The organism is Labrys sp. WJW (assembly GCF_001676615.1).
Classification (GTDB): domain Bacteria; phylum Pseudomonadota; class Alphaproteobacteria; order Rhizobiales; family Labraceae; genus Labrys; species Labrys sedimenti.
This window is the reverse complement of sequence record NZ_LYXZ01000034.1, coordinates 88959-106586: the sequence shown is the minus strand read 5'-3', so window position 1 is coordinate 106586 and position 17628 is coordinate 88959. Positions and strand designations below refer to the sequence as shown.

Sequence of the window (17628 nt, the reverse complement as noted above, 5' to 3'; positions counted from 1 at the left end):
CATCATGAGCGAGACTGCCAAGCCGAAGGCCGGATGCCAGACCTTCACCTGGGAAATGCTGGGCAAGGCCTGGACCGGCAATGCCGATGACCTGCTCGCCGCCATCGCGACGGCAGGCTATGCCGGCATCGAGATCACCGACACCATGATCCCGCCCTATGCCGACCGCCCGCAGGACTTTGCCAGGGCGTTGGAAGCCCATGGCCTGACGCTGGTCGCCTTCGCCTGCGGCAGCTCTTCCGGCTTCACCGAAGCCGGCGCCGTCGAGGCCGACCTCGCCATGGTCGACCGCGCCTTGCGCTTCACCGCGCATTTCCCCGGCGCCATCCTGTCGCTGGGCAGCGCCACGATCATGAGCCCGGGCCCGCTCGACGACAAATTCGCCGTCGCCGGGCGCTTCTACAATTCAGCCGGCGAACTCGGCCGCGTCGTCGGCGTCGATGTCGCCGTGCATCCGAGCTCGCATCACGACACCCTCTTGAGCTCGCGGGCCGACTATGATCGCATCATGGCCCTGCTCGATCCCGCCCTAGTCGGCTGGGTACCCGACACCGGCCATATCCTGCGCGGCGGCCAGGATATCCTCGACACGCTGCGTACCTATCAGGACCGCATCCGCTATCTGCACCTGAAGGATGTCGATGCCGAGGGCCATTGGCGCATGCTGGGGCAGGGCATCTGCGACCTCAGGAGCGTGGTCGACATCGTTGCATCAGGGCCGAACTTCAATGGCTGGCTGGTGCTGGAGGAAGAATCCGACATCGCGGCCGCCGATCCCGCCGCCGCTGTCAGGGCCAATCGCGAAACGCTGCACCGCGCCGGCATCTGAGCTGCACGCCGGCAGCACGAAACCCGCAAAGGAGAACGCCGAGATGGCCACCGTCAATCTCAGGGGATTGCGCAAATCCTATGGCGCCGTCGAGGTCATCAAGGGCGTCGATCTCAAGGTCGAGGATCGCGAATTCGTGGTCTTCGTCGGCCCCTCCGGCTGCGGCAAGTCGACCCTGCTGCGCATGATCGCGGGGCTGGAGAAGATCACTGGCGGCGACCTCCTCATCGACGGCCGCCTTTCCAACGACATTGCGCCGGCCAAGCGCGGCCTCGCCATGGTGTTCCAGAGCTATGCGCTCTATCCGCACATGACCATCGCCGACAATATGGGCTTTGCCCTGCGCATCGAGGGCGTGCCGAAGGCCGAACGCGCGGCCAAGGTACAGGCTGCAGCTGAAACCCTCCAGCTCGGCCCCCTGTTGCAGCGCCGGCCCAAGGAGCTCTCCGGCGGCCAGCGCCAGCGCGTCGCCATCGGCCGCGCCATCGTGCGCAACCCCAAGGTCTTCCTGTTCGACGAACCTCTGTCCAATCTCGACGCGGCGCTGCGGGTGCAGATGCGCATCGAGCTGATGCGCCTGCACGAACAGCTCCAGGCCACGATGATCTACGTCACCCATGACCAGGTCGAAGCCATGACCATGGCGGACAAGATCGTGGTGCTCAATGGCGGGAAGATCGAGCAGATCGGAGCGCCACTCGAGCTCTACAATCACCCCCGCAACCTGTTCGTGGCGGGCTTCATCGGTTCGCCGCGCATGAATACGCTGCCGGCCCGGATCGTCGCAATCGATGCAGGAGGCCTCAGCCTGTCCCTGCCAGGCGGCAAACGCATCACCCTGCCCGTTGCGGCCGGTGGCCTCAAGGTGGGTTCCGAGGTCACTTTCGGCATCCGCCCCGAACACATCACGCTCCTGAACGGAACTGACGACGCAGGCGACGCCATCGCCGGCACGACCAGCATCGTCGAGCATCTGGGCGGGCTGACCGTGTTTCATACGGCCATCGCGGAGGGGCAGACATTGGTGGTGCAGACCGACGGCAAAAACCCGGTACGAGCCCATAGCGAGGTCAATTTACGGATCGATCGCGATTCAGCCCACGTCTTCGGGCCGGACGGCACAGCCTTGCCGTACCTGGCCGCAAATGCCGCCTGAAATGTCCGGGTCACAAAGGCGCAAAGGACCGCTGCGGACGGTGTAAAACGTCCGTGTCCTCTCCCTACGTCCTGGCCTGTCGCTCAGCCATGCAGCGAGTGGCTGCCACGCAATTCGGTAAGCGGAGCCGCTGTTATAGCGGGGCGTGGGTGCTGCACCATATGGAAGGCCATGCGCCCGGCGCCGATCAGTTCATAATAGCGCAGCATCGCATCCGCCGCCCGAGGCGCATGGCCCTCGAGATTGGCCCGGTGCTGTCCATCCTTGGGCACCACCTTGAAATCGCCATTGGCCGCCATCAGGCGGCGGGCACAAAGGCCTTCGATGATCGGACGGGTCTCTTCCGTCCATACATACCAGCCATAGTCATCGGCCTGCGTGCGCAGGAATTCCAGCTCCTCGACCGAGAAGACGGCGGCACGGCTTTCTTTCATGGCTCCACCCTATCGTTTCTGGCCCCGCTCGATTGAACGCGGCGAGGCACATATGGTTCCGTCAAGGCAGTGCAAAAACTATAGCGCGCATTCGCGTCATTACCTAGGTATAGAAATCGATTCATCTTTTAAATTTTATTCATTTACCTGGATTTCATCGCGTAAAAATTGAGCAAACAAGTCATAATTCGGGCAGAGTTGCATAAATCCGTCATATGGGCATTTTCCGGGCCGGCAGGTCAGCACGAAATTTTGCCGTCTTGAGTCGTCGTCATCCAACGGACAAATCCGTACATCACCGCCGGATCAGCACGCAAAAAGGCGAGTAATGACCTGACCTTGCCGTTCCCGGACGGGGGTCTTGGCCGGCATGATGACGAGAGTGTCGTTCCAACCGGAAAAGCTCTCATGCGCTGCCTTTCAATCGCCTTCGTAACGACCGTCCTGCTCGCGGGTTCGGCCACGGCCGAGACCTTCAAGGACTGGCAGGTGAGCTGCGATACCGGCCGCCAATGCCAGGCCATCGGCCTGGCCGCAGGCGACCCGGACGCGAGGGGCTATGTCAGCATTCGCCGCCACGTCTCGGCACCGATGGAGGTTCGCTTCGCGGTGACCGATCCGACCGGCGCCCTTGCCGGCCGGCCCCATGTCCTTCTGGCGGATGGCAAGCCCATCGGGCCCCTCTCAGGCCCGATCACCTTCTCGGCTCCCGAAGAAGAAGGCGGGCTGGTCGAGGCTACCCTCGTCGTCGATGCAAGGTCATCTCTGACCCAGAGCCTGCAGCATCACCATTCCTTGCAATTGCAAGCCCTGGACGGAAGCCTCGCGGTGAATGTCTCGCTTGCCGGCGCCGCTGCCGCCTGGTTCTACATGGATGAACGGCTCGGAAGGAATGCCCCTCCCGTCGAGCCTGCGATATGAACGGTGGATCGCGGGAGGGGGAACCTTGCGCCCGCCTCTACGCACGTATACTCCTGCGACCCCGAAATCATCGCAGGCGCGGGCATGGCCAGGAAGAAAGCACCCCCTCCCCCCCAATCGAGTCCGGCGCTCCAGGCCAAGCGTCCTCGCAATGCCGCGGCGACGCGCGAAGCCATCCTGCAATCGGCATTGATCGCCTTCTCGCGCGCGGGCTATGACGGCGTCGGCCTGCGCGAAATCGCTGGCGAAGCCGGCGTCACCGCCATCCTGGTGAATCGCTATTTCGGTTCGAAAGAAGAGATGTTCGCCGAGGCGGCCAAGATCGCCTGCGCCGACCCCGGCCTGTTCGAAGGCGATGCCACCACCCTTGCCGACCGCGTGGCGCAAGCGATGGTGGCCAATCCTCCCAGCGAAAGCGCTGGCGTCGATCCGTTCCGGCTGATGCTGCATTCGGCCTCCAACCCCAGGGCCGCCGAAATCCTGCGCGAGACCGTCACTGCGCAATTGGAGCGACCGCTTGCCGCCGGCCTGCCCGGAAAGGACCGGCCGGAACGCGCTGCCCTGTTCCTCGCGCTGATCGCCGGCGTCGCGCTGATGCGGGACGTAATCGCCAGTCCCGCCCTCGCCGAGGCCGACCCGTCGGCGCTGGCCAAGCGGCTCGCCCAGATGCTCAAGCCCCTGGTCGACGACAAGCCGGCCAAGAAAACCGACAAGCCCCAGCAGCTCAGCCTCGGGTTTTGAGACGGGCTCTAAGCGGTCGGCGCAACGGCCGCAAGCACGACCACGGCCGTCCCGACGGGAACGCGCCGATGAAGGTCGATGATGTCCTGATTGAGCAGGCGCACGCAGCCTGACGACACCATGGTGCCGATCGTCCAGGGCTCGATTGTGCCGTGAAGCCGGTACAGCGTGTCACGGCCATCCTTGTACAGATAGAGAGCACGCGGGCCGAGGGGATTACCGGGGCCGCCAGGCAAGCCGGCGGCATATTTGGCATAGCGTTCGGGCTGGCGCCGGATCATGTTGGCCGTCGGCGTCCAACGTGGCCATATGGCCTTGCGGGCTATGGTTGCGCGGCCTTGGAAATTGAAAGCCTCTTCCTTGCCGACACCGACGCCGTAGCGCAGGGCTCTACCACCCTCCAGCACGAGATAGGCATGACGCGCGGCAGGATCGACCACGATCGTGCCGGGCTGCTCCTGCGTCGTATAGGCAACCTCCCGGCGCAGATATTGCGGCTTCACGCGGCGCAGATCGACGGCAGGCACGGCGAAGGGCTCTGACTCGATGGCTCCGTAGAGCAGGGCTTGTTCCGGGTCGACCGGCACCTCCTGCATGCTTAGCTCGGGTTTGCGGTCCTGCGCACATCCAGCAGCCAAGAAAGGCAAACCAATCACAAAACTACGCCTGCTTATCATCATCACGCCTTCCGCAACGCCACTGACACGGCACGGAGGCCATTGAGCCCGATGACACCGCTCGCGTCCATATGTTATGATGCTATAATAATCATAACCAAGAGGCATGAATGGACATCGCGATCGCCTTGCGCGCTTTCGTCCGTACCGTCGAGCGCGCTTCGGTAACGGCGGCGGCGCGTGACCTTGCCGTCTCGCAGCCCGCCGTCACCAAACATCTGCGCAATCTCGAACGGCATGTCGGCGCGAGATTATTGGAACGGTCCTCGCGCATCGTACGCCCGACACCGCAGGGACAGGCCCTTTACGAAGCGAGCCGAGGCGCCCTCGCTACCATCGACGCGGCCCTGGAAGGCGTCCGGCATGACATGGGGACCATCGAAGGCCCGCTCCGGATGCATGCGCCCTCCTGCATCGGCGTCAGGCACCTGCATCCAATCGTCATGGCATTCCAGAAACGCCATCCCGCCGTTACGGTCGATCTCATCCTTGAGAACCGTGATATCGACCTTGTCTATGAAAACTTCGACTTGGCGGTGAGGTATGGACGCCCCGCCGGCCAGGAACTCATCATCCGCCGTCTCGGCTTGATCCGGCGTATCCTGGTCGCGGCGCCGGGTTTCCTCGCCCGGTTCGGGCCGATCGACACGCCGGAGCGACTGTCGGAAATCAGCATCGTCAGCAGTGCCAGGCTGCTTTCGCCGCGCGACACCCTGGCATTGCAGCATCGCGGCGGCGAAACCCTCGACCTGCCCGCCCAGCCTATCCTGCGAACCAATGACGCCGAAGTCATCACCGCTACGCTCTTGCAAGGGCACGCGGCCGGACCGGTCCAGCAATTGCTGGTTAATGGCGAGCTTGCCGAAGGACGTCTGATCCGGATCCTGCCCGACTACGTCGTCCGCCCGACGGAAGCCTTCCTGGCTTTCCCCTCGGTTCGCTATATGCGTCCCGTGGTACGCGCCTTCACCGACTTCACCATTGCAGCGCTGCGCCAGATCGACGGCATCGACTCGACAGAAAACGATGCATTCCAGCTCTCCTTTGGTCCCGATGCCACGATGCCGGCTCCCTGCGGCATAGAGACGACACTCTAAATACGGCTTGATTGCTATCGGTGTGTTTGCGCAGGGGCGATCGGACCTCTCCGACTGCAGGCGCCAAAAGAACATGAATTGTTCCGCCCCCTCATGTCGGGTACCTCTTGGTTCGTTCGTCCTTGGCTCAAGAGGAAGCAGACAATGCGATATACGATCCTTTGCTACAATTACGAAGACGTCGTCGGTGCCTGGACCAAGGAAGAGGACGACGCCGTGATGGCACGCCTGCAGAAGGTGCATGAAAAGGTCGCGGCTGCGGGCAAGCTTGGCCCGGTGGTGCGGCTGCTGCCGACCACCGCAGCCACCACTTTGCGCAAGACCGGCGGCGATCCCCTGGTGATCGACGGCCCCTTCGCCGAGACAAAGGAGCAATTGCTCGGCTTCTATGTGGTCGACTGCGAAAATCTCGAGGAAGCGCTCGATATCGCCCGTGATCTCGCCAAGGCCAATCCCAGCATCGGTTCCTATGAGATCCGCCCGCTTTCGATCTTCCAGCCCGGGGTACTCGGACAGAAGGCGCATGCAACATGACGGATGCGGCCTGGATCAACAGCGCGCTCGCCTCTGCCCGCCCACAGGCCATGGGAGCGCTGCTGCGCTATTTTCGTGACCTCGACACCGCCGAGGAAGCCTATCAGGAAGCCTGCCTGCGCGCGTTGAAGAGCTGGCCGAAAAACGGCCCGCCGCGCGATCCCACCGCCTGGCTGATCTTTGCCGGCCGCAATTCCGGCATCGACGCCAAGCGCCGCGAGAAGAAGCAGGAGGCCCTGCCGGACGAGGACCAGATTTCCGATCTCGGCGATGCGGAAGCCGAACTCGCCGAACGCCTCGACGGCCAGCATTATCGCGACGACATCCTGCGCCTGCTCTTCATCTGCTGCCACCCCGACCTGCCCGGCACCCAGCAGATCGCCCTTGCCTTGCGTATCGTCTGCGGGCTCAGCGTCAAGCAGATCGCTCGCGCCTTCCTGGTTGGCGAGGCGGCGATGGAACAGCGCATCACCCGGGCCAAGGCGCGCATCGCCAATGCCGACGTGCCTTTCGAGGCGCCGGGCGCGGTGGAGCGCTCGGAGCGCCTCGGTGCCGTGGCCGCCATGGTCTATCTGATCTTCAACGAGGGCTATTCGGCCGGTGTCGAGGATGACGGCAGCCGCGCCCAGCTCTGTGACGAGGCCATTCGCCTCGCCCGCCTGCTGCTGCGCCTGTTCCAGACCGAACCCGAGATCATGGGTTTGACGGCGCTGATGCTGCTCCAGCATGCGCGCTCGCCAGCCCGTTTCGACGCCGAGCGCCAGATCGTGCTGCTGGAAGATCAGGATAGGCGCCTATGGAACAGCCAGATGATCGCCGAAGGCCTCGCTTTGATCGACAAGGCCACCCGACACGGCAGCCCCGGCAGCTATCAACTCCAGGCCGCGCTCGCCGCGGTGCACGCCAGGGCAGCGACGCCCGAAGACACCAATTGGCGCCAGATCGATTTCCTCTATGCGTTGCTGGAGGAGATCCAGCCCTCGCCCGTGGTCACGCTTAATCGGGCCGTGGCCGTTTCGAAGACACAGGGCCCCGAAGCCGCGCTCGCCATGATCGAGCCCCTGGAAGCCCGCCTCTCCGGTTATTTCTACTTCCACGGTCTCAAGGGCGGCCTGCTGCTGAAGCTCGGCCGAGGCAAGGAAGCACATCAGGCTTTCGACCAGGCCATTGCCCTCGCCAGTACCGCGGCAGAGGCCAATCATATCCGCCAGCATCTGGACAGGCTGGTGAAGGACGCCGCAGCGCAGGCATGACGCCATAGGAGCCATGCCGCGCGACAACCCTCTCCCCGGAAAGGCCTCCTCACTTTCGTGGGCGCGGCCTCAGATCAGCCCGCCATTGGCCCTCAAGGTCTGCCCATTGATCCAGCTGCCATCCGGGCCGGCCAGGAAGGCGACTGCCGCGGCAATGTCGTCCGGCGTACCGAGCCGCTCGAGCGGCGCCATGCGGGTATAGTGCTCGATCAATTCCGCCGATTTGCCGGTGAGGAAGAGATCGGTTGCCGTCGGGCCCGGTGCGACGGCGTTGACCGTGATCGCCCGCCCGCGCAGTTCCTTCGCCAGTACGCTGGTCAAGGCTTCGATGCCGGCCTTGGTCGCGGCATAGATGCCGTAGCCCGGCTGGCGCAGGCCAACGACGCTCGACGAGAAGTTGATGATGCGTCCGCCCGTGCGCAACCGCCGCGCAGCCTCGCGCATGGTGTTGAAGCTGCCCTTGAGATTGACCGCCACCAGCCGATCGAAACCGTCATCGTCCGTCTCTGCGAGCGGGGACAAAGCGATGATGCCGGCATTGTTGACCAAGACGTCCACGCCGCCGAAAGCCGCCTGCACCGCCTCGAACATAGCGGCCACAGCCGCGGGATCGCTGACATCGGCTTGTGCCGCCAGCGCCCGGCCTCCCGCACTCTCGATCTCGCGAACCAGGGACTCGGCCCGTTCAGTGTTGCCGGCATAATTGACGACGACCGAGAAACCATCATGCGCGAGGCGCCGGGCGATGGCGGCGCCGATACCGCGCGAGGCGCCGGTGACGAGGGAGACTTTGCTGTCATTCATGGTCATTTTGTTCTCCGTGACGTGAGGTTGATCGCTGAAAGGCACTATCCACCTTCTGTCACTTCGGATAATCATGCGAAATTTGATATGACTATTCGGATACAGGGAACAATGGATCGTTTCGACACCATCAGGCTCTTCACCCGCATCGTCGAGCGCCGCAGCTTCACCCGGGCGGCACAGGACCTCGGCTTGCCACGCTCCACCGTGACCGAGGCGATCCGTCAATTGGAGACGCGCCTTGGCGTCCGCCTGCTCCAGCGCACCACCCGCGTCGTCACTCCGACACTGGACGGCGAGGCCTATTATCATCGCTGCCTTGCCATCCTTGCCGACATCGAGGATGCCGAAGCGGCCTTTGGCGACACCAAGCCCCGCGGATTGCTGCGCATCGACGTGCATGGCACGCTCGCCCGGCATTTCCTGATGCCCGGCCTCGCCGATTTCCTGGAACGCTATCCGGGCCTGCAGCTCCATATCGGCGAGGGGGACCGCCTGGTCGATCTCGTGCGCGAAGGCATCGATTGCGTGATCCGCACCGGCGATCTCCAGGACAGCTCGATGGTGGCTCGCCGCGTTGCCATGCTTGCAGAGGCCACCTGCGCTAACCCTGCCTATCTCGCCCGCCACGGCGTGCCGGCCACGCCGGACGACCTCGAGGGTCACCGCATGGTCGGCTTCGTTTCCTCGGCGACCGGTAGCGTCATGCCGCTCGAATTTCAGGTGGACGGCACCATACGCCATGTCAGCCTGCCCACTGCGCTGACGGTTACCGGGTCGGAAGCCCTGTTCGGCGGGGCGCTGGCGGGGCTGGGGCTCATCCAGGTGCCGCGTTACCATCTCCTGCCCTATTTCGCCGACGGCAGGTTGATCGAAGTGCTGCCGGCCCACCCGCCGACACCGACGCCCGTCTCCCTGCTCTATCCGCAGAACCGCCAGCTTTCACCGCGGGTTCGCGTCTTCATCGATTGGGTAGCAAGAAGCTTCGCCGATTGGGCCGATGCCGGGGTGATTTCCCGGTCACCAGGGCCAGCGTGATAGGCTGGCGCCTCCTGTCAGGCGTCAGGTCTTGCGGAAGGTCAGATTGATGCGATTGCGCCCCAGGCGAGGATGCTGGCCTTCCTTCAGCGGCAGGATGCCGTGATAGGCCAGACGCGCCGGGCCGCCCCATACCATCACGTCGCCATGCTGCAGCGGCACCTTGCTCGGCCTGTCGCTGCGTGACAGGCCACCGAACTGGAACATGGCGGGCAGGCCGAGCGAGACCGAGACGATGGGCTTGCTGAAATCGCGCTCGTCCTTGTCCTGATGCAACGACATCTTGGCCCCCGGCTCATAACGATTGATCAGGCAGGCGTCCGGTTCGAAGCCGGGAAATCCTGCCTCCGCCGCCGCCGCGCGTGCGAGGATGGCGAAGGCCCCGGGCATCTCCGGCCAGGGCTGGTCCGTCTCGGGATCTTCCGCCGTGTAGCGATAGCCGCGCCTGTCGGTCACCCAGCCGGCCCGGCCGCAATTGGTCATTGCAACCGACATGGTGAAGCCGCCAGGCGTGACCATATGGCGGAACGGGGCGGCGGCCACCACCGTATCGAGAGCGGCAAGCAGGGCCTCTTCGCTGGCGAGGGCACGGCCGCCGAACAGCACGGCGCCCTCTGCAATGTCGAGGCGGCTGGGCTGGTCGAAGCTGAACAGATCCATCATTTGCTTGTTCTGGCCCATAATCTGGGCGCCTGTGTGACCCAACGGCAGCGTCCCTGCCCTGTTCTCCGACGGCGTTTACAAGCGCTCGATCAAGGCCTTGGCCGCCGTGGGCGCCTTGGGCTTGAAGCCGTTGATCATGAAGACGAAGACGTCGCGGCTGGCCGCCTGGGAGGGTTTCTTGTCCGAGGTCTTGTCGAGATCGGCAGGCTCGCCGCCCTTGGCCCAGGCCTTGGCCCGCTCGGCCCAGTTGTCCAGCGCAGCGGCAGAATAACCGAGTTCCTCATCCTCCTTTGCCGTCTGTAGGCGCGCGTAGACAAAGGGAGCCGTGACATCGTGGATATGCGGAAAATCCGCCTTGTCGGTCAGGACGATGCCGACATCATAGGCCCGTACCAGCTCGATGAATTCCGGCACCTTGAAGCTGTCGTGCCGGACCTCGACGACGTGGCGCAAGGCATGGCCCTCATGGCTCTTGGGCAGGAGCTTCAGGAAGCCCTCGAAATCGGCCGGATCGAACTTCTTGGTGGGCATGAACTGCCAGTTGATCGGCCCGAGCTTGTTCTTCAATTCGACGATGCCGCTGCCGATGAACATGTCGATCGACTTTCCGGCCTCCGACAGCACCTTCTTGTTGGTGGCGAAGCGGTTCGCCTTCATCGCGAAGACGAAATCATCCGGTGTCTCCGCATGCCATTTGGCGAAGCTCTCCGGTTTCTGGGAGCCATAATAGGTGCCGTTGATCTCGATCGCCGTCACCTGGCGGCTGGCATATTCGAGCTCCCGCTTTTGGGTCAGGTCGGCGGGGTAGAAGCTGCCGCGCCAAGGCTCGAAGGTCCAGCCGCCGATGCCGACGCGGATTTGGCCAGTCATGCGAATTCTCCCGATTTGTTCTCGGTCGACAACCGACCATAGCACGCTGAGTCCGGCAACCCGAAACCTCTGGCCTATGAGCGCTCCTTATCCTGCCTGCCCCTGGTTGATCTGCCAGCCCGAAATCCACAATTCACGCAAGCGGTCGCCGTCATGGCGGAAATATTGTCCCGTCGGTATCAAGGACAAGGCACGATCGGCGCGGAAGTTGCGGATTGCCTGGCGAAGTTCGCACCAGGCCACCAGGACGAAGGCCTGCGAATAATAGATCAGCGCGAGCGGGCGGATCGTCCGCCGCGTCTGTTGTCCCTGTTCGTCGCGATAGTCGAGATCGAGCTTCTCCTCGTCGCGGATGGCCCGGCGCACCAGGCCGAGGTCGATGCGCTCGGGCGTCGGCGCGATGTCGCCCCAGGCATGCAGCGTGCGCGAGGAGAACAACTGGCGCAGGGGCTCGGGCACCGCACCCGCCAGTTTCGCGCCGGCTCGCCGCGAGGCCTGCGTCAGTTCGGGATCGCCGGCGCGTTCGATCAGGGCCAGGCCGAGCATCATCGCCTCGGTCTCCTCGATCGAAAACATCAAGGGCGGCAGGTCGAAACCCGAGCGCAGGACATAGCCGATGCCCCGTTCTCCCTCGATCGGCACCCGCATGGCCTGCAGTGCGGCGATGTCGCGATAGATCGAACGCATGGTGACTTCCAGGGCCTCCGCGATGGCGGCAGCCGTGACCGGTTTCCTCGCCAGCCTGAGAATCTGGATGATCTCGAACAGACGTGCCGCCTTGCGCATGAGACCTCTTCACAACTGACACATCCTTGTCAGTTGCCTCTCTCTATAGAGGCAACCAACCCTTTGAAAAAGCGGCGAGGATGTCAGCGAACAGGCCTCGCCCCTGGCTGGCAACTGACATGACCTATACCGACAATCTCTGGCTCTTCCTCATCCTGCTCGCCGGCATCATCATCGTACCGGGCATGGATATGCTCTTCGTACTCGCCAATGCCCTGACAGGCGGACGGCGCGCAGGCCTTGCCGCCACCACGGGCATCATGGCAGGCGGCGTCTGCCATACCCTGTTCGGTACCATCGCCGTCGCCGCCCTCAGCCGGCTGGTCCCGGCCCTCGCCACCGCCATGATCGTGGTCGGTTCGGCCTACATGATCTGGATCGGCATCCGGCTGCTGCGCAGCTCGATCACCGTCGGCGAGGTCGAAACCGGCCGCGCTGCGGCGCTGGCGCGCATATTCGGTCAAGGGCTGATGACCTGCCTGCTCAATCCGAAAGCCTGGCTGTTCGTGCTGGCGGTCTATCCGCAATTCCTCAACCCGCGCTTCGGGCCGCTCTGGCCCCAGGCTGTGGTGATGGGCCTGATGACGGTACTGATCCAGCTTGCCGTCTATGGCGGACTGGCCCTGATGGCCGCCCGCGGGCGCGACGCCCTGACGTCGAGCCCCGCCCTCACCATTTGGGCCGGGCGCAGCGCGGGATTGCTGCTGGTGGCGATTGCGGCCTTCGGCCTCGCCCACAGGCTCGCCAGCCCGTGATACCAGATTGCCGAATTGTTGACCCGTTGGTGTGAAGGACTCTGTCATCCCCGGCGGGGTCTTCGACCCCGGGAAGGGGATCCAGGGGCTAAAGGTCGCGTCCCATGGCCCCTGGATTCCCTTCCCCTCGCCACGCTCGGCCGGGAATGACAGCGCTCCCATTGCAGGCATCGGTCAAACATTATGCGACCTGGTATAAGCGCCGCCTCAGCCCCGGCGCGCGTCCTTCGTCAAGGCGGCGAGAGCGAACTCGACGGTCTGACGCAGGCTCTGCGTGTCCGCACCGGCCTTGCCGCTGACCTTGAGGCCGCGCAGGGTCGCCTGAATGAAACGCACAGCCCCTTTGATGTCCGTGGCCGTACCGATTTCGCCCTCCGCCCTGGCCTTGCGCAGGCTACCCTCCAGCGCCGCATCGAGCGCGGCCTCGTCCTCGGCGAGCATGCCGGCGATTTCTTCGTCGTTCCGACCGAACTCGACGATCGCGCCGACATTCATGCAACCGAGTGCCCGGAAGGAGGGATCGGCTTCCGCCACCGCCAGCAGCATCCGGCGGATCCCGGCGAGGGGCGATGCTTCCGCGTCGAGTTGCGCCAGCTGATTGGCGAGATTGACCGCCTGATAGCGCCCGAGCGCCTCCAGATAAAGGCGGCGCTTGTCGCCGAAGGTGTCATAGAGGCTCTGGCGGCCGATCTTCATCGCCGCAAGCAGATTGTCGGTGGATGCCGCCTCGAAGCCCTTGGCCCAGAACACGGCTGTGGCGCGCTTGAGCGCCTCGTCACGATCGAATTCTTTCGGTCTTGCCATGTCAGCAGAAACACCGTTTCGGACAGGTTTGTCAATAATTTTGTTGCAATGCACAAGAGCAGGAGTCGTTCCTACCGGATCGGTCCGGCTAAGACCCGCTGTCGCCAGCGATATTGCAACATCACCACCGGCTTTCGATCGCCGCAAATGCTGGGAAGGAGACTACTGGCACAAGGAGAACTTGGCGAGATAGTCGGCAATCGGTCCACTCTTCTCGACGGCACACGCCGGCCCCGCCATGGCGGCGGCTCCGCTGGGATCCCCCTTGCTTTTCAGGAGAGCGGCAAGGACGGCCCGGACCCTGTTTTCGAAATCAGGGCCACCAACTTCCGCGATGAGTTCCCGATCCGCCAGCGCCGCGCGCAAGTCTCTCTCGGCGCCCTGAAGGTCATTTCTCCGCAGCAAGACTTGTGCTCGTAGGAAGGACAGGCGTGGATCCCGAGGGTAGGCACGGAGCAGGCTTTCGACGGCCGTATCCGATGGGGTTGTCGCGACCGGTAGATCCGGCGCGAGCAGCATCCGGCGCACATAGTGCTCCCGGATCGGCAGGCACGCCCCTGCAGCGATCGAGAAGAACCCAATGGCGACAAGCACGGCCAGATTGCCCAGTCGCGGCCGTGGCAGGCGATCATGCCACAAGCTCAGCAAAAGGAAGCCGATGGTCGTACCGCCGATGGCGCCGCCGAAATGTGCACCGTAATCGATACTTCCGCCGCTGACCGCCGTGTTCAGGAAGGGCAGCAATGCCGGCACCAGGCCATAAATGGCCTGGCTGATCAGCCGGGCACGGGCAGCACCTGCTGGAATGCGAAAGGATATCACCAGAGCCGCAGCAAGCAGTCCGGTAATGCCTCCCGATGCGCCGACGCTCACCATGTTGACGGGATTGGCAGCCAGCGACATCAGGGAGCCGCTGACCGCCGAGACCGAGAAGGTTGCCGCGGTCCAGCGCCAGCCGATCAAGGTTTCGAGCGGATTGCCGATAAGAAGGAGCACGAGGCAGTTGAAACCGATATGCGTGATGTCGCCATGCAGCAGCGGCGCCGTGAACAGACGCCACCATTCTCCATCCCCGACCACCAGCGGATAGCTCAGGCCTCCCAGGACCTGCAAGGTCTCGATGGTCGGCACGGCCGGCTTTCCGGTCTTGCCGACGGCGAAGATCTGTTCAGCGACAAAAACCAACAGCAGCAGAGCCATCAGCACCCAGACGAAGATTGACCTTCCCGTTTTGACGGCTCGTTCCGGCCCTGACAATTCTGCGGCTGACAACCGCGGCGCGCGAAGGAGCTTCTCCATCTGCCCGGCCGGGCTGAACCTGCGCCCGAACAGGGGCAAGGGCCAGGCCTGGCGCTTCGAAACGTCGACGGCGATCGCCTTGGTGGCATACTTTCTGCCTCGGCTCCTATGGCCGGACAGACGGGACTTGTCGGCTCTTCCGATCGCGCGGGAGCCGATCTCGTAGATCGTGATTGCAAGTCCCGCGGCGGCCGGCAGCGAACCGGCGATATGCTGCGCGAGCCCTGCGAGACCTTGCGCCGGCATGGTGAAGGTCTTGCCTTCGCTACTGTCACAATTGACGATGCCCACGATCGAGATGCGTTTGCCGGCCGATTTGGTCAGCACATAGTCGCAGTGCTGCAGCAACTCCTCCGATTGTGACAAGGCTCCCAGCCTGTAGCCATGTTTGGCGACCAAATAGCGAGCGTAGTAGCGGGAAAAATGTTCACGCTCTGTCGCAGACCCATCCATCGGCTCGCCTTGCCTTTCCCGCCACCCCTCCCCGATGTTTGCATGAGGACTTGTCCGCTTGGCAATGTGGATTTAAGTGCCGAAGAGCGGTCGTGCCGGATTGTTGTGGGCGACAATGCAATCCCGATGGCGCTGCCGTCATGCCGGAAACGCGCAGCAGTATCGCGTGATCGCCCTCGCAATTGCCGATGATTTGCTGTATTGGGCTCCTCCATCAGTGAAATCCTGCAGAAGTGGACGCTGGCGCGCGGACTTTATTCCCGTGGGCGCGCCGCCCCCGACCCGGCATTTCACATGACCGGTTTTCCTCATCGACAGGCTTTCCCCGTGACCCTTCCTTCCCTGAACCCGGCCCTTCGCCAGGCTCTGACCGATCGCAATTACGAAGAACTGACCCCGGTCCAATCGGCTGTGCTGGCCGATGACGCCGCTGACCGCGACCTGCTCGTCTCCGCCCAGACCGGCTCGGGCAAGACGGTCGCCTATGGCCTGGCCATCGCACGCGACCTGCTCGGTGACGATGAGCGCTTCGAACAGGCCGATGCGCCCCTCGCCCTCATCATCGCTCCGACCCGCGAACTCGCCATCCAGGTCGAGCGTGAATTGCTCTGGCTCTACCAGAAAGCTGGCGGGCGCGTGGTTTCCTGCGTCGGCGGCATGGACCCGCGCCGCGAGCGCCGCCTGCTCGCCGACGGCGCCCATATCGTGGTCGGCACGCCCGGCCGCCTGCGCGATCACATCGAGCGCAAGGGCATCGATCTGTCGGCCCTGCGCGCCGTGGTGCTCGACGAGGCCGACGAGATGCTCGACCTCGGCTTCCGTGAGGATCTCGAATTCATCCTCAAATCCACCCCCGACGACCGCCGCACCCTCCTCTTCTCGGCAACAATGCCCAAAGGCATCGTCGCCATCGCGCGCACCTATCAGAAGGATGCGTTGCGCATCGAGGTGAAGACCGCCGAGCGCGGCCATGCCGACATCGAATACCGCGCCATCCGCGTCTCCCCCAAGGAGACCGAGCACGCTGTCGTCAACCTGCTCCGCCTCGTCGCCTCCCCCACCACGATCGTGTTCTGCAATACGCGCGAATCCGTGCGCCATCTGCATGCCACCCTGCGCGAGCGCGGATTTTCAGCCGTTCTGCTCTCGGGTGAACTCGGCCAGCACGAGCGCAACCAGGCGCTGCAGGCCCTGCGCGACGGCCATGCCCAGATCTGCGTCGCCACCGACGTGGCGGCGCGCGGCATCGACCTGCCCAATCTCGGCCTGGTCATCCATGCCGACCTGCCCACCGACGCCGAGAAACTGCAGCATCGCTCGGGCCGCACCGGTCGCGCCGGCCGCAAGGGCATTAGTGCCCTGCTGGTACCGATGTCGCGCCGCCGCAAGGCCGAGATACTGCTCAGCCAGGCGGGCGTGAAGGCCCAGTGGATGGGACCGCCGACCGCCGATGAAATCCGCGTGCTCGACCAGCAGCGCATGCTGGAAGATCCCCTGCTGACGGAGACCCCCGGCGAGGAAGACCTGGCCATCGCCAAGCTGCTGCTGGAAAACCGCAACGCCGAGGACATCGCGGCGGCACTTGCCCGCGTCTACCGTTCGCGCCTGCCCGAGCCGGAGGAGGTCAGCGACCCCGGCGAACGCTTTGAGCGACGCGACCGCAAGCCCTCGCGTTTCGAGCGCGACGATCGCTATGGCCGCGACGAGCGTCCTTCCCGCTTCGAGCGCGAAGACCGGCCCGAACGCCCCGATCGTCCGCGCCGCTTCGAGCGCGAGGAAACGCCTGCCGATCCCAATGCCGTGCTGTTCCGCCTGTCCATCGGCCGCCGCAACAATGCCGATCCCAAATGGCTGCTGCCCATGCTCTGCCGCCGCGGCGGCGTGAAACGCCGCGACATCGGCAACATCAAGATCCTCGACAATGAGACCGTGGTGGAGATCGCCAAGGACGCTGCCGAGCACTTCGCCGCCAATGCCCGCCGGCCGGACGAGGAAAACATCCGCATCCAGCCCTATCGCGACCGCGGCGGCGAGGACGCCCCGCGCGAGCCCAAGCCGCACCGCAAGGGTCCCAAGAAGCCTTGGTCCGATGAGAAGAAGCCTTGGTCCGACGAGAAGAAGCCTTGGTCGGACGAGAAGCCCGGCAAGCGGCGCGGGCGGGAAGGCTAAGCCCGAACAAGTGAGGCACGACTCCCTCTCCAGCTTCGTGGGGAGGGAGTCGTGCCTCATCCTGCAAGTCTCCTTTCAAATCTCCCCTTGCATTTCCCGCCGCAAACTCCTATTTGCGCCATCCCTATCGTCATCCCGCCACAAGGCACCGGACCCATGCGGACGTCATCGTCGATATCGCTGATGATCCCGAGGAACATCGATTCCTCGGCCGCACGCGCTTTGCCCTAGGCCGGACCGAAATCACCTGAGATCGAGCCAGCCCGGACGCAAGAGCGGTTCCGGGCACTTTTTTGGCTCTCGTGGTGCCCTGAGCCGTGCAACCTCCCCAAGCGAGGGCCGGAG

Annotated in this window: 18 protein-coding genes; 10 read left to right on the top strand and 8 right to left on the bottom strand. The window is 64.0% G+C overall.

Going from position 1 to position 17628, the window contains the following annotated elements; genetic code table 11:
* Window positions 1–4 precede the first annotated feature (4 nt).
* Both BA190_RS20555 and BA190_RS20550 read left to right on the top strand, forming a co-directional pair.
* On the top strand, window positions 5–829 hold the full coding sequence (locus BA190_RS20555) for a sugar phosphate isomerase/epimerase (RefSeq protein ID WP_068291462.1): 825 nt from the start codon (window positions 5–7) through the stop codon (window positions 827–829).
* 43 nt (window positions 830–872) lie between these two features.
* Complete coding sequence (locus tag BA190_RS20550; protein WP_068291460.1) at window positions 873–1985, top strand: ABC transporter ATP-binding protein; 1113 nt, start codon at window positions 873–875, stop codon at window positions 1983–1985.
* An 83-nt stretch (window positions 1986–2068) separates the two neighbouring features.
* On the opposite strand, the gene BA190_RS20545 is transcribed toward BA190_RS20550, so the two are convergent.
* Window positions 2069–2419, bottom strand: coding sequence for a hypothetical protein (locus BA190_RS20545; protein WP_068291458.1), 351 nt, complete (start codon window positions 2417–2419; stop codon window positions 2069–2071).
* 408 nt (window positions 2420–2827) lie between these two features.
* Here BA190_RS20545 and BA190_RS20540 point away from each other — a divergent pair, with 408 nt between their 5' ends.
* Both BA190_RS20540 and BA190_RS20535 read left to right on the top strand, forming a co-directional pair.
* Window positions 2828–3340 (top strand): DUF1176 domain-containing protein, encoded by a 513-nt coding sequence (locus tag BA190_RS20540; protein ID WP_068291456.1) that lies wholly within the window; start codon window positions 2828–2830, stop codon window positions 3338–3340.
* 84 nt (window positions 3341–3424) lie between these two features.
* Entirely contained in the window at window positions 3425–4081 is a 657-nt protein-coding gene (locus tag BA190_RS20535; protein WP_068291454.1) for a TetR/AcrR family transcriptional regulator, read from the top strand.
* Between the two features lie 8 nt (window positions 4082–4089).
* On the opposite strand, the gene BA190_RS20530 is transcribed toward BA190_RS20535, so the two are convergent.
* Window positions 4090–4677 carry a L,D-transpeptidase gene (locus tag BA190_RS20530; protein ID WP_371260359.1) on the bottom strand — a complete coding sequence of 196 codons (588 nt, stop codon included), beginning with the start codon at window positions 4675–4677 and terminating at the stop codon, window positions 4090–4092.
* A 191-nt stretch (window positions 4678–4868) separates the two neighbouring features.
* Here BA190_RS20530 and BA190_RS20525 point away from each other — a divergent pair, with 191 nt between their 5' ends.
* The 3 genes from BA190_RS20525 (at window position 4869) to BA190_RS20515 (ending at window position 7642) form a co-directional block, all read left to right on the top strand.
* Window positions 4869–5855: a LysR family transcriptional regulator gene (locus BA190_RS20525; protein ID WP_082979915.1), complete on the top strand. Its 987-nt coding sequence runs from the start codon at window positions 4869–4871 to the stop codon at window positions 5853–5855.
* 144 nt (window positions 5856–5999) lie between these two features.
* Window positions 6000–6389, top strand: a complete 390-nt coding sequence (locus BA190_RS20520) for a YciI family protein (protein WP_068291451.1) — start codon at window positions 6000–6002, stop codon at window positions 6387–6389.
* Window positions 6386–7642: an RNA polymerase sigma factor gene (locus BA190_RS20515; RefSeq protein ID WP_068291449.1), complete on the top strand. Its 1257-nt coding sequence runs from the start codon at window positions 6386–6388 to the stop codon at window positions 7640–7642. Before BA190_RS20520 ends, BA190_RS20515 begins: the two co-directional genes overlap by 4 nt.
* 69 nt (window positions 7643–7711) lie before the next feature.
* Here the strand turns inward: BA190_RS20515 and BA190_RS20510 are convergent, their stop codons facing one another.
* Window positions 7712–8452, bottom strand: a complete 741-nt coding sequence (locus tag BA190_RS20510; protein WP_068291446.1) for an SDR family oxidoreductase — start codon at window positions 8450–8452, stop codon at window positions 7712–7714.
* Window positions 8453–8557: 105 nt separating this feature from the next.
* Here BA190_RS20510 and BA190_RS20505 point away from each other — a divergent pair, with 105 nt between their 5' ends.
* The gene (locus tag BA190_RS20505; RefSeq protein ID WP_068291444.1) at window positions 8558–9484 is read left to right on the top strand and encodes a LysR family transcriptional regulator; all 927 of its coding nucleotides are present in this window, start codon (window positions 8558–8560) and stop codon (window positions 9482–9484) included.
* 24 nt (window positions 9485–9508) lie between these two features.
* Here the strand turns inward: BA190_RS20505 and alkB are convergent, their stop codons facing one another.
* The 3 genes from alkB to BA190_RS20490 all read right to left on the bottom strand — a co-directional run bounded on the left by alkB (window position 9509) and on the right by BA190_RS20490 (window position 11803).
* Window positions 9509–10147, bottom strand: coding sequence for a DNA oxidative demethylase AlkB (gene alkB / locus BA190_RS20500; protein WP_068291558.1), 639 nt, complete (start codon window positions 10145–10147; stop codon window positions 9509–9511).
* 75 nt (window positions 10148–10222) lie between these two features.
* Window positions 10223–11017 carry a DUF72 domain-containing protein gene (locus BA190_RS20495; RefSeq protein ID WP_068291442.1) on the bottom strand — a complete coding sequence of 265 codons (795 nt, stop codon included), beginning with the start codon at window positions 11015–11017 and terminating at the stop codon, window positions 10223–10225.
* A gap of 87 nt (window positions 11018–11104) precedes the next feature.
* Entirely contained in the window at window positions 11105–11803 is a 699-nt protein-coding gene (locus BA190_RS20490; RefSeq protein WP_068291439.1) for a YafY family protein, read from the bottom strand.
* 119 nt (window positions 11804–11922) lie between these two features.
* Here BA190_RS20490 and BA190_RS20485 point away from each other — a divergent pair, with 119 nt between their 5' ends.
* Window positions 11923–12558 (top strand): LysE family translocator, encoded by a 636-nt coding sequence (locus BA190_RS20485; protein ID WP_068291437.1) that lies wholly within the window; start codon window positions 11923–11925, stop codon window positions 12556–12558.
* 207 nt (window positions 12559–12765) lie between these two features.
* Here BA190_RS20485 and BA190_RS20480 read toward each other — a convergent pair whose 3' ends face one another.
* Window positions 12766–13362: a TetR/AcrR family transcriptional regulator gene (locus BA190_RS20480; protein ID WP_068291435.1), complete on the bottom strand. Its 597-nt coding sequence runs from the start codon at window positions 13360–13362 to the stop codon at window positions 12766–12768.
* A 162-nt stretch (window positions 13363–13524) separates the two neighbouring features.
* A complete protein-coding gene (locus BA190_RS20475) occupies window positions 13525–15114 on the bottom strand; it encodes a rhomboid family intramembrane serine protease (RefSeq protein ID WP_068291432.1) in 1590 nt (529 codons plus the stop codon).
* Window positions 15115–15441: 327 nt separating this feature from the next.
* Between BA190_RS20475 and BA190_RS20470 the strand changes: the two genes are divergently transcribed.
* The gene (locus tag BA190_RS20470; protein WP_082979922.1) at window positions 15442–17283 is read left to right on the top strand and encodes a DEAD/DEAH box helicase; all 1842 of its coding nucleotides are present in this window, start codon (window positions 15442–15444) and stop codon (window positions 17281–17283) included.
* The last annotated feature ends 345 nt before the right edge of the window (window positions 17284–17628 follow it).

Bases quoted from the DNA above. Each gene is read 5' to 3' on its own strand.
- BA190_RS20555 (WP_068291462.1), top strand. From the start codon at position 5: ATGAGCGAGACTGCCAAGCCGAAGGCCGGATGCCAGACCTTCACCTGG.
- BA190_RS20550 (WP_068291460.1), top strand. From the start codon at position 873: ATGGCCACCGTCAATCTCAGGGGATTGCGCAAATCCTATGGCGCCGTC.
- BA190_RS20545 (WP_068291458.1), bottom strand. From the start codon at position 2,419: ATGAAAGAAAGCCGTGCCGCCGTCTTCTCGGTCGAGGAGCTGGAATTC.
- BA190_RS20540 (WP_068291456.1), top strand. From the start codon at position 2,828: ATGCGCTGCCTTTCAATCGCCTTCGTAACGACCGTCCTGCTCGCGGGT.
- BA190_RS20535 (WP_068291454.1), top strand. From the start codon at position 3,425: ATGGCCAGGAAGAAAGCACCCCCTCCCCCCCAATCGAGTCCGGCGCTC.
- BA190_RS20530 (WP_371260359.1), bottom strand. From the start codon at position 4,677: ATGCAGGAGGTGCCGGTCGACCCGGAACAAGCCCTGCTCTACGGAGCC.
- BA190_RS20525 (WP_082979915.1), top strand. From the start codon at position 4,869: ATGGACATCGCGATCGCCTTGCGCGCTTTCGTCCGTACCGTCGAGCGC.
- BA190_RS20520 (WP_068291451.1), top strand. From the start codon at position 6,000: ATGCGATATACGATCCTTTGCTACAATTACGAAGACGTCGTCGGTGCC.
- BA190_RS20515 (WP_068291449.1), top strand. From the start codon at position 6,386: ATGACGGATGCGGCCTGGATCAACAGCGCGCTCGCCTCTGCCCGCCCA.
- BA190_RS20510 (WP_068291446.1), bottom strand. From the start codon at position 8,452: ATGACCATGAATGACAGCAAAGTCTCCCTCGTCACCGGCGCCTCGCGC.
- BA190_RS20505 (WP_068291444.1), top strand. From the start codon at position 8,558: ATGGATCGTTTCGACACCATCAGGCTCTTCACCCGCATCGTCGAGCGC.
- alkB (WP_068291558.1), bottom strand. From the start codon at position 10,147: ATGATGGATCTGTTCAGCTTCGACCAGCCCAGCCGCCTCGACATTGCA.
- BA190_RS20495 (WP_068291442.1), bottom strand. From the start codon at position 11,017: ATGACTGGCCAAATCCGCGTCGGCATCGGCGGCTGGACCTTCGAGCCT.
- BA190_RS20490 (WP_068291439.1), bottom strand. From the start codon at position 11,803: ATGCGCAAGGCGGCACGTCTGTTCGAGATCATCCAGATTCTCAGGCTG.
- BA190_RS20485 (WP_068291437.1), top strand. From the start codon at position 11,923: ATGACCTATACCGACAATCTCTGGCTCTTCCTCATCCTGCTCGCCGGC.
- BA190_RS20480 (WP_068291435.1), bottom strand. From the start codon at position 13,362: ATGGCAAGACCGAAAGAATTCGATCGTGACGAGGCGCTCAAGCGCGCC.
- BA190_RS20475 (WP_068291432.1), bottom strand. From the start codon at position 15,114: ATGGATGGGTCTGCGACAGAGCGTGAACATTTTTCCCGCTACTACGCT.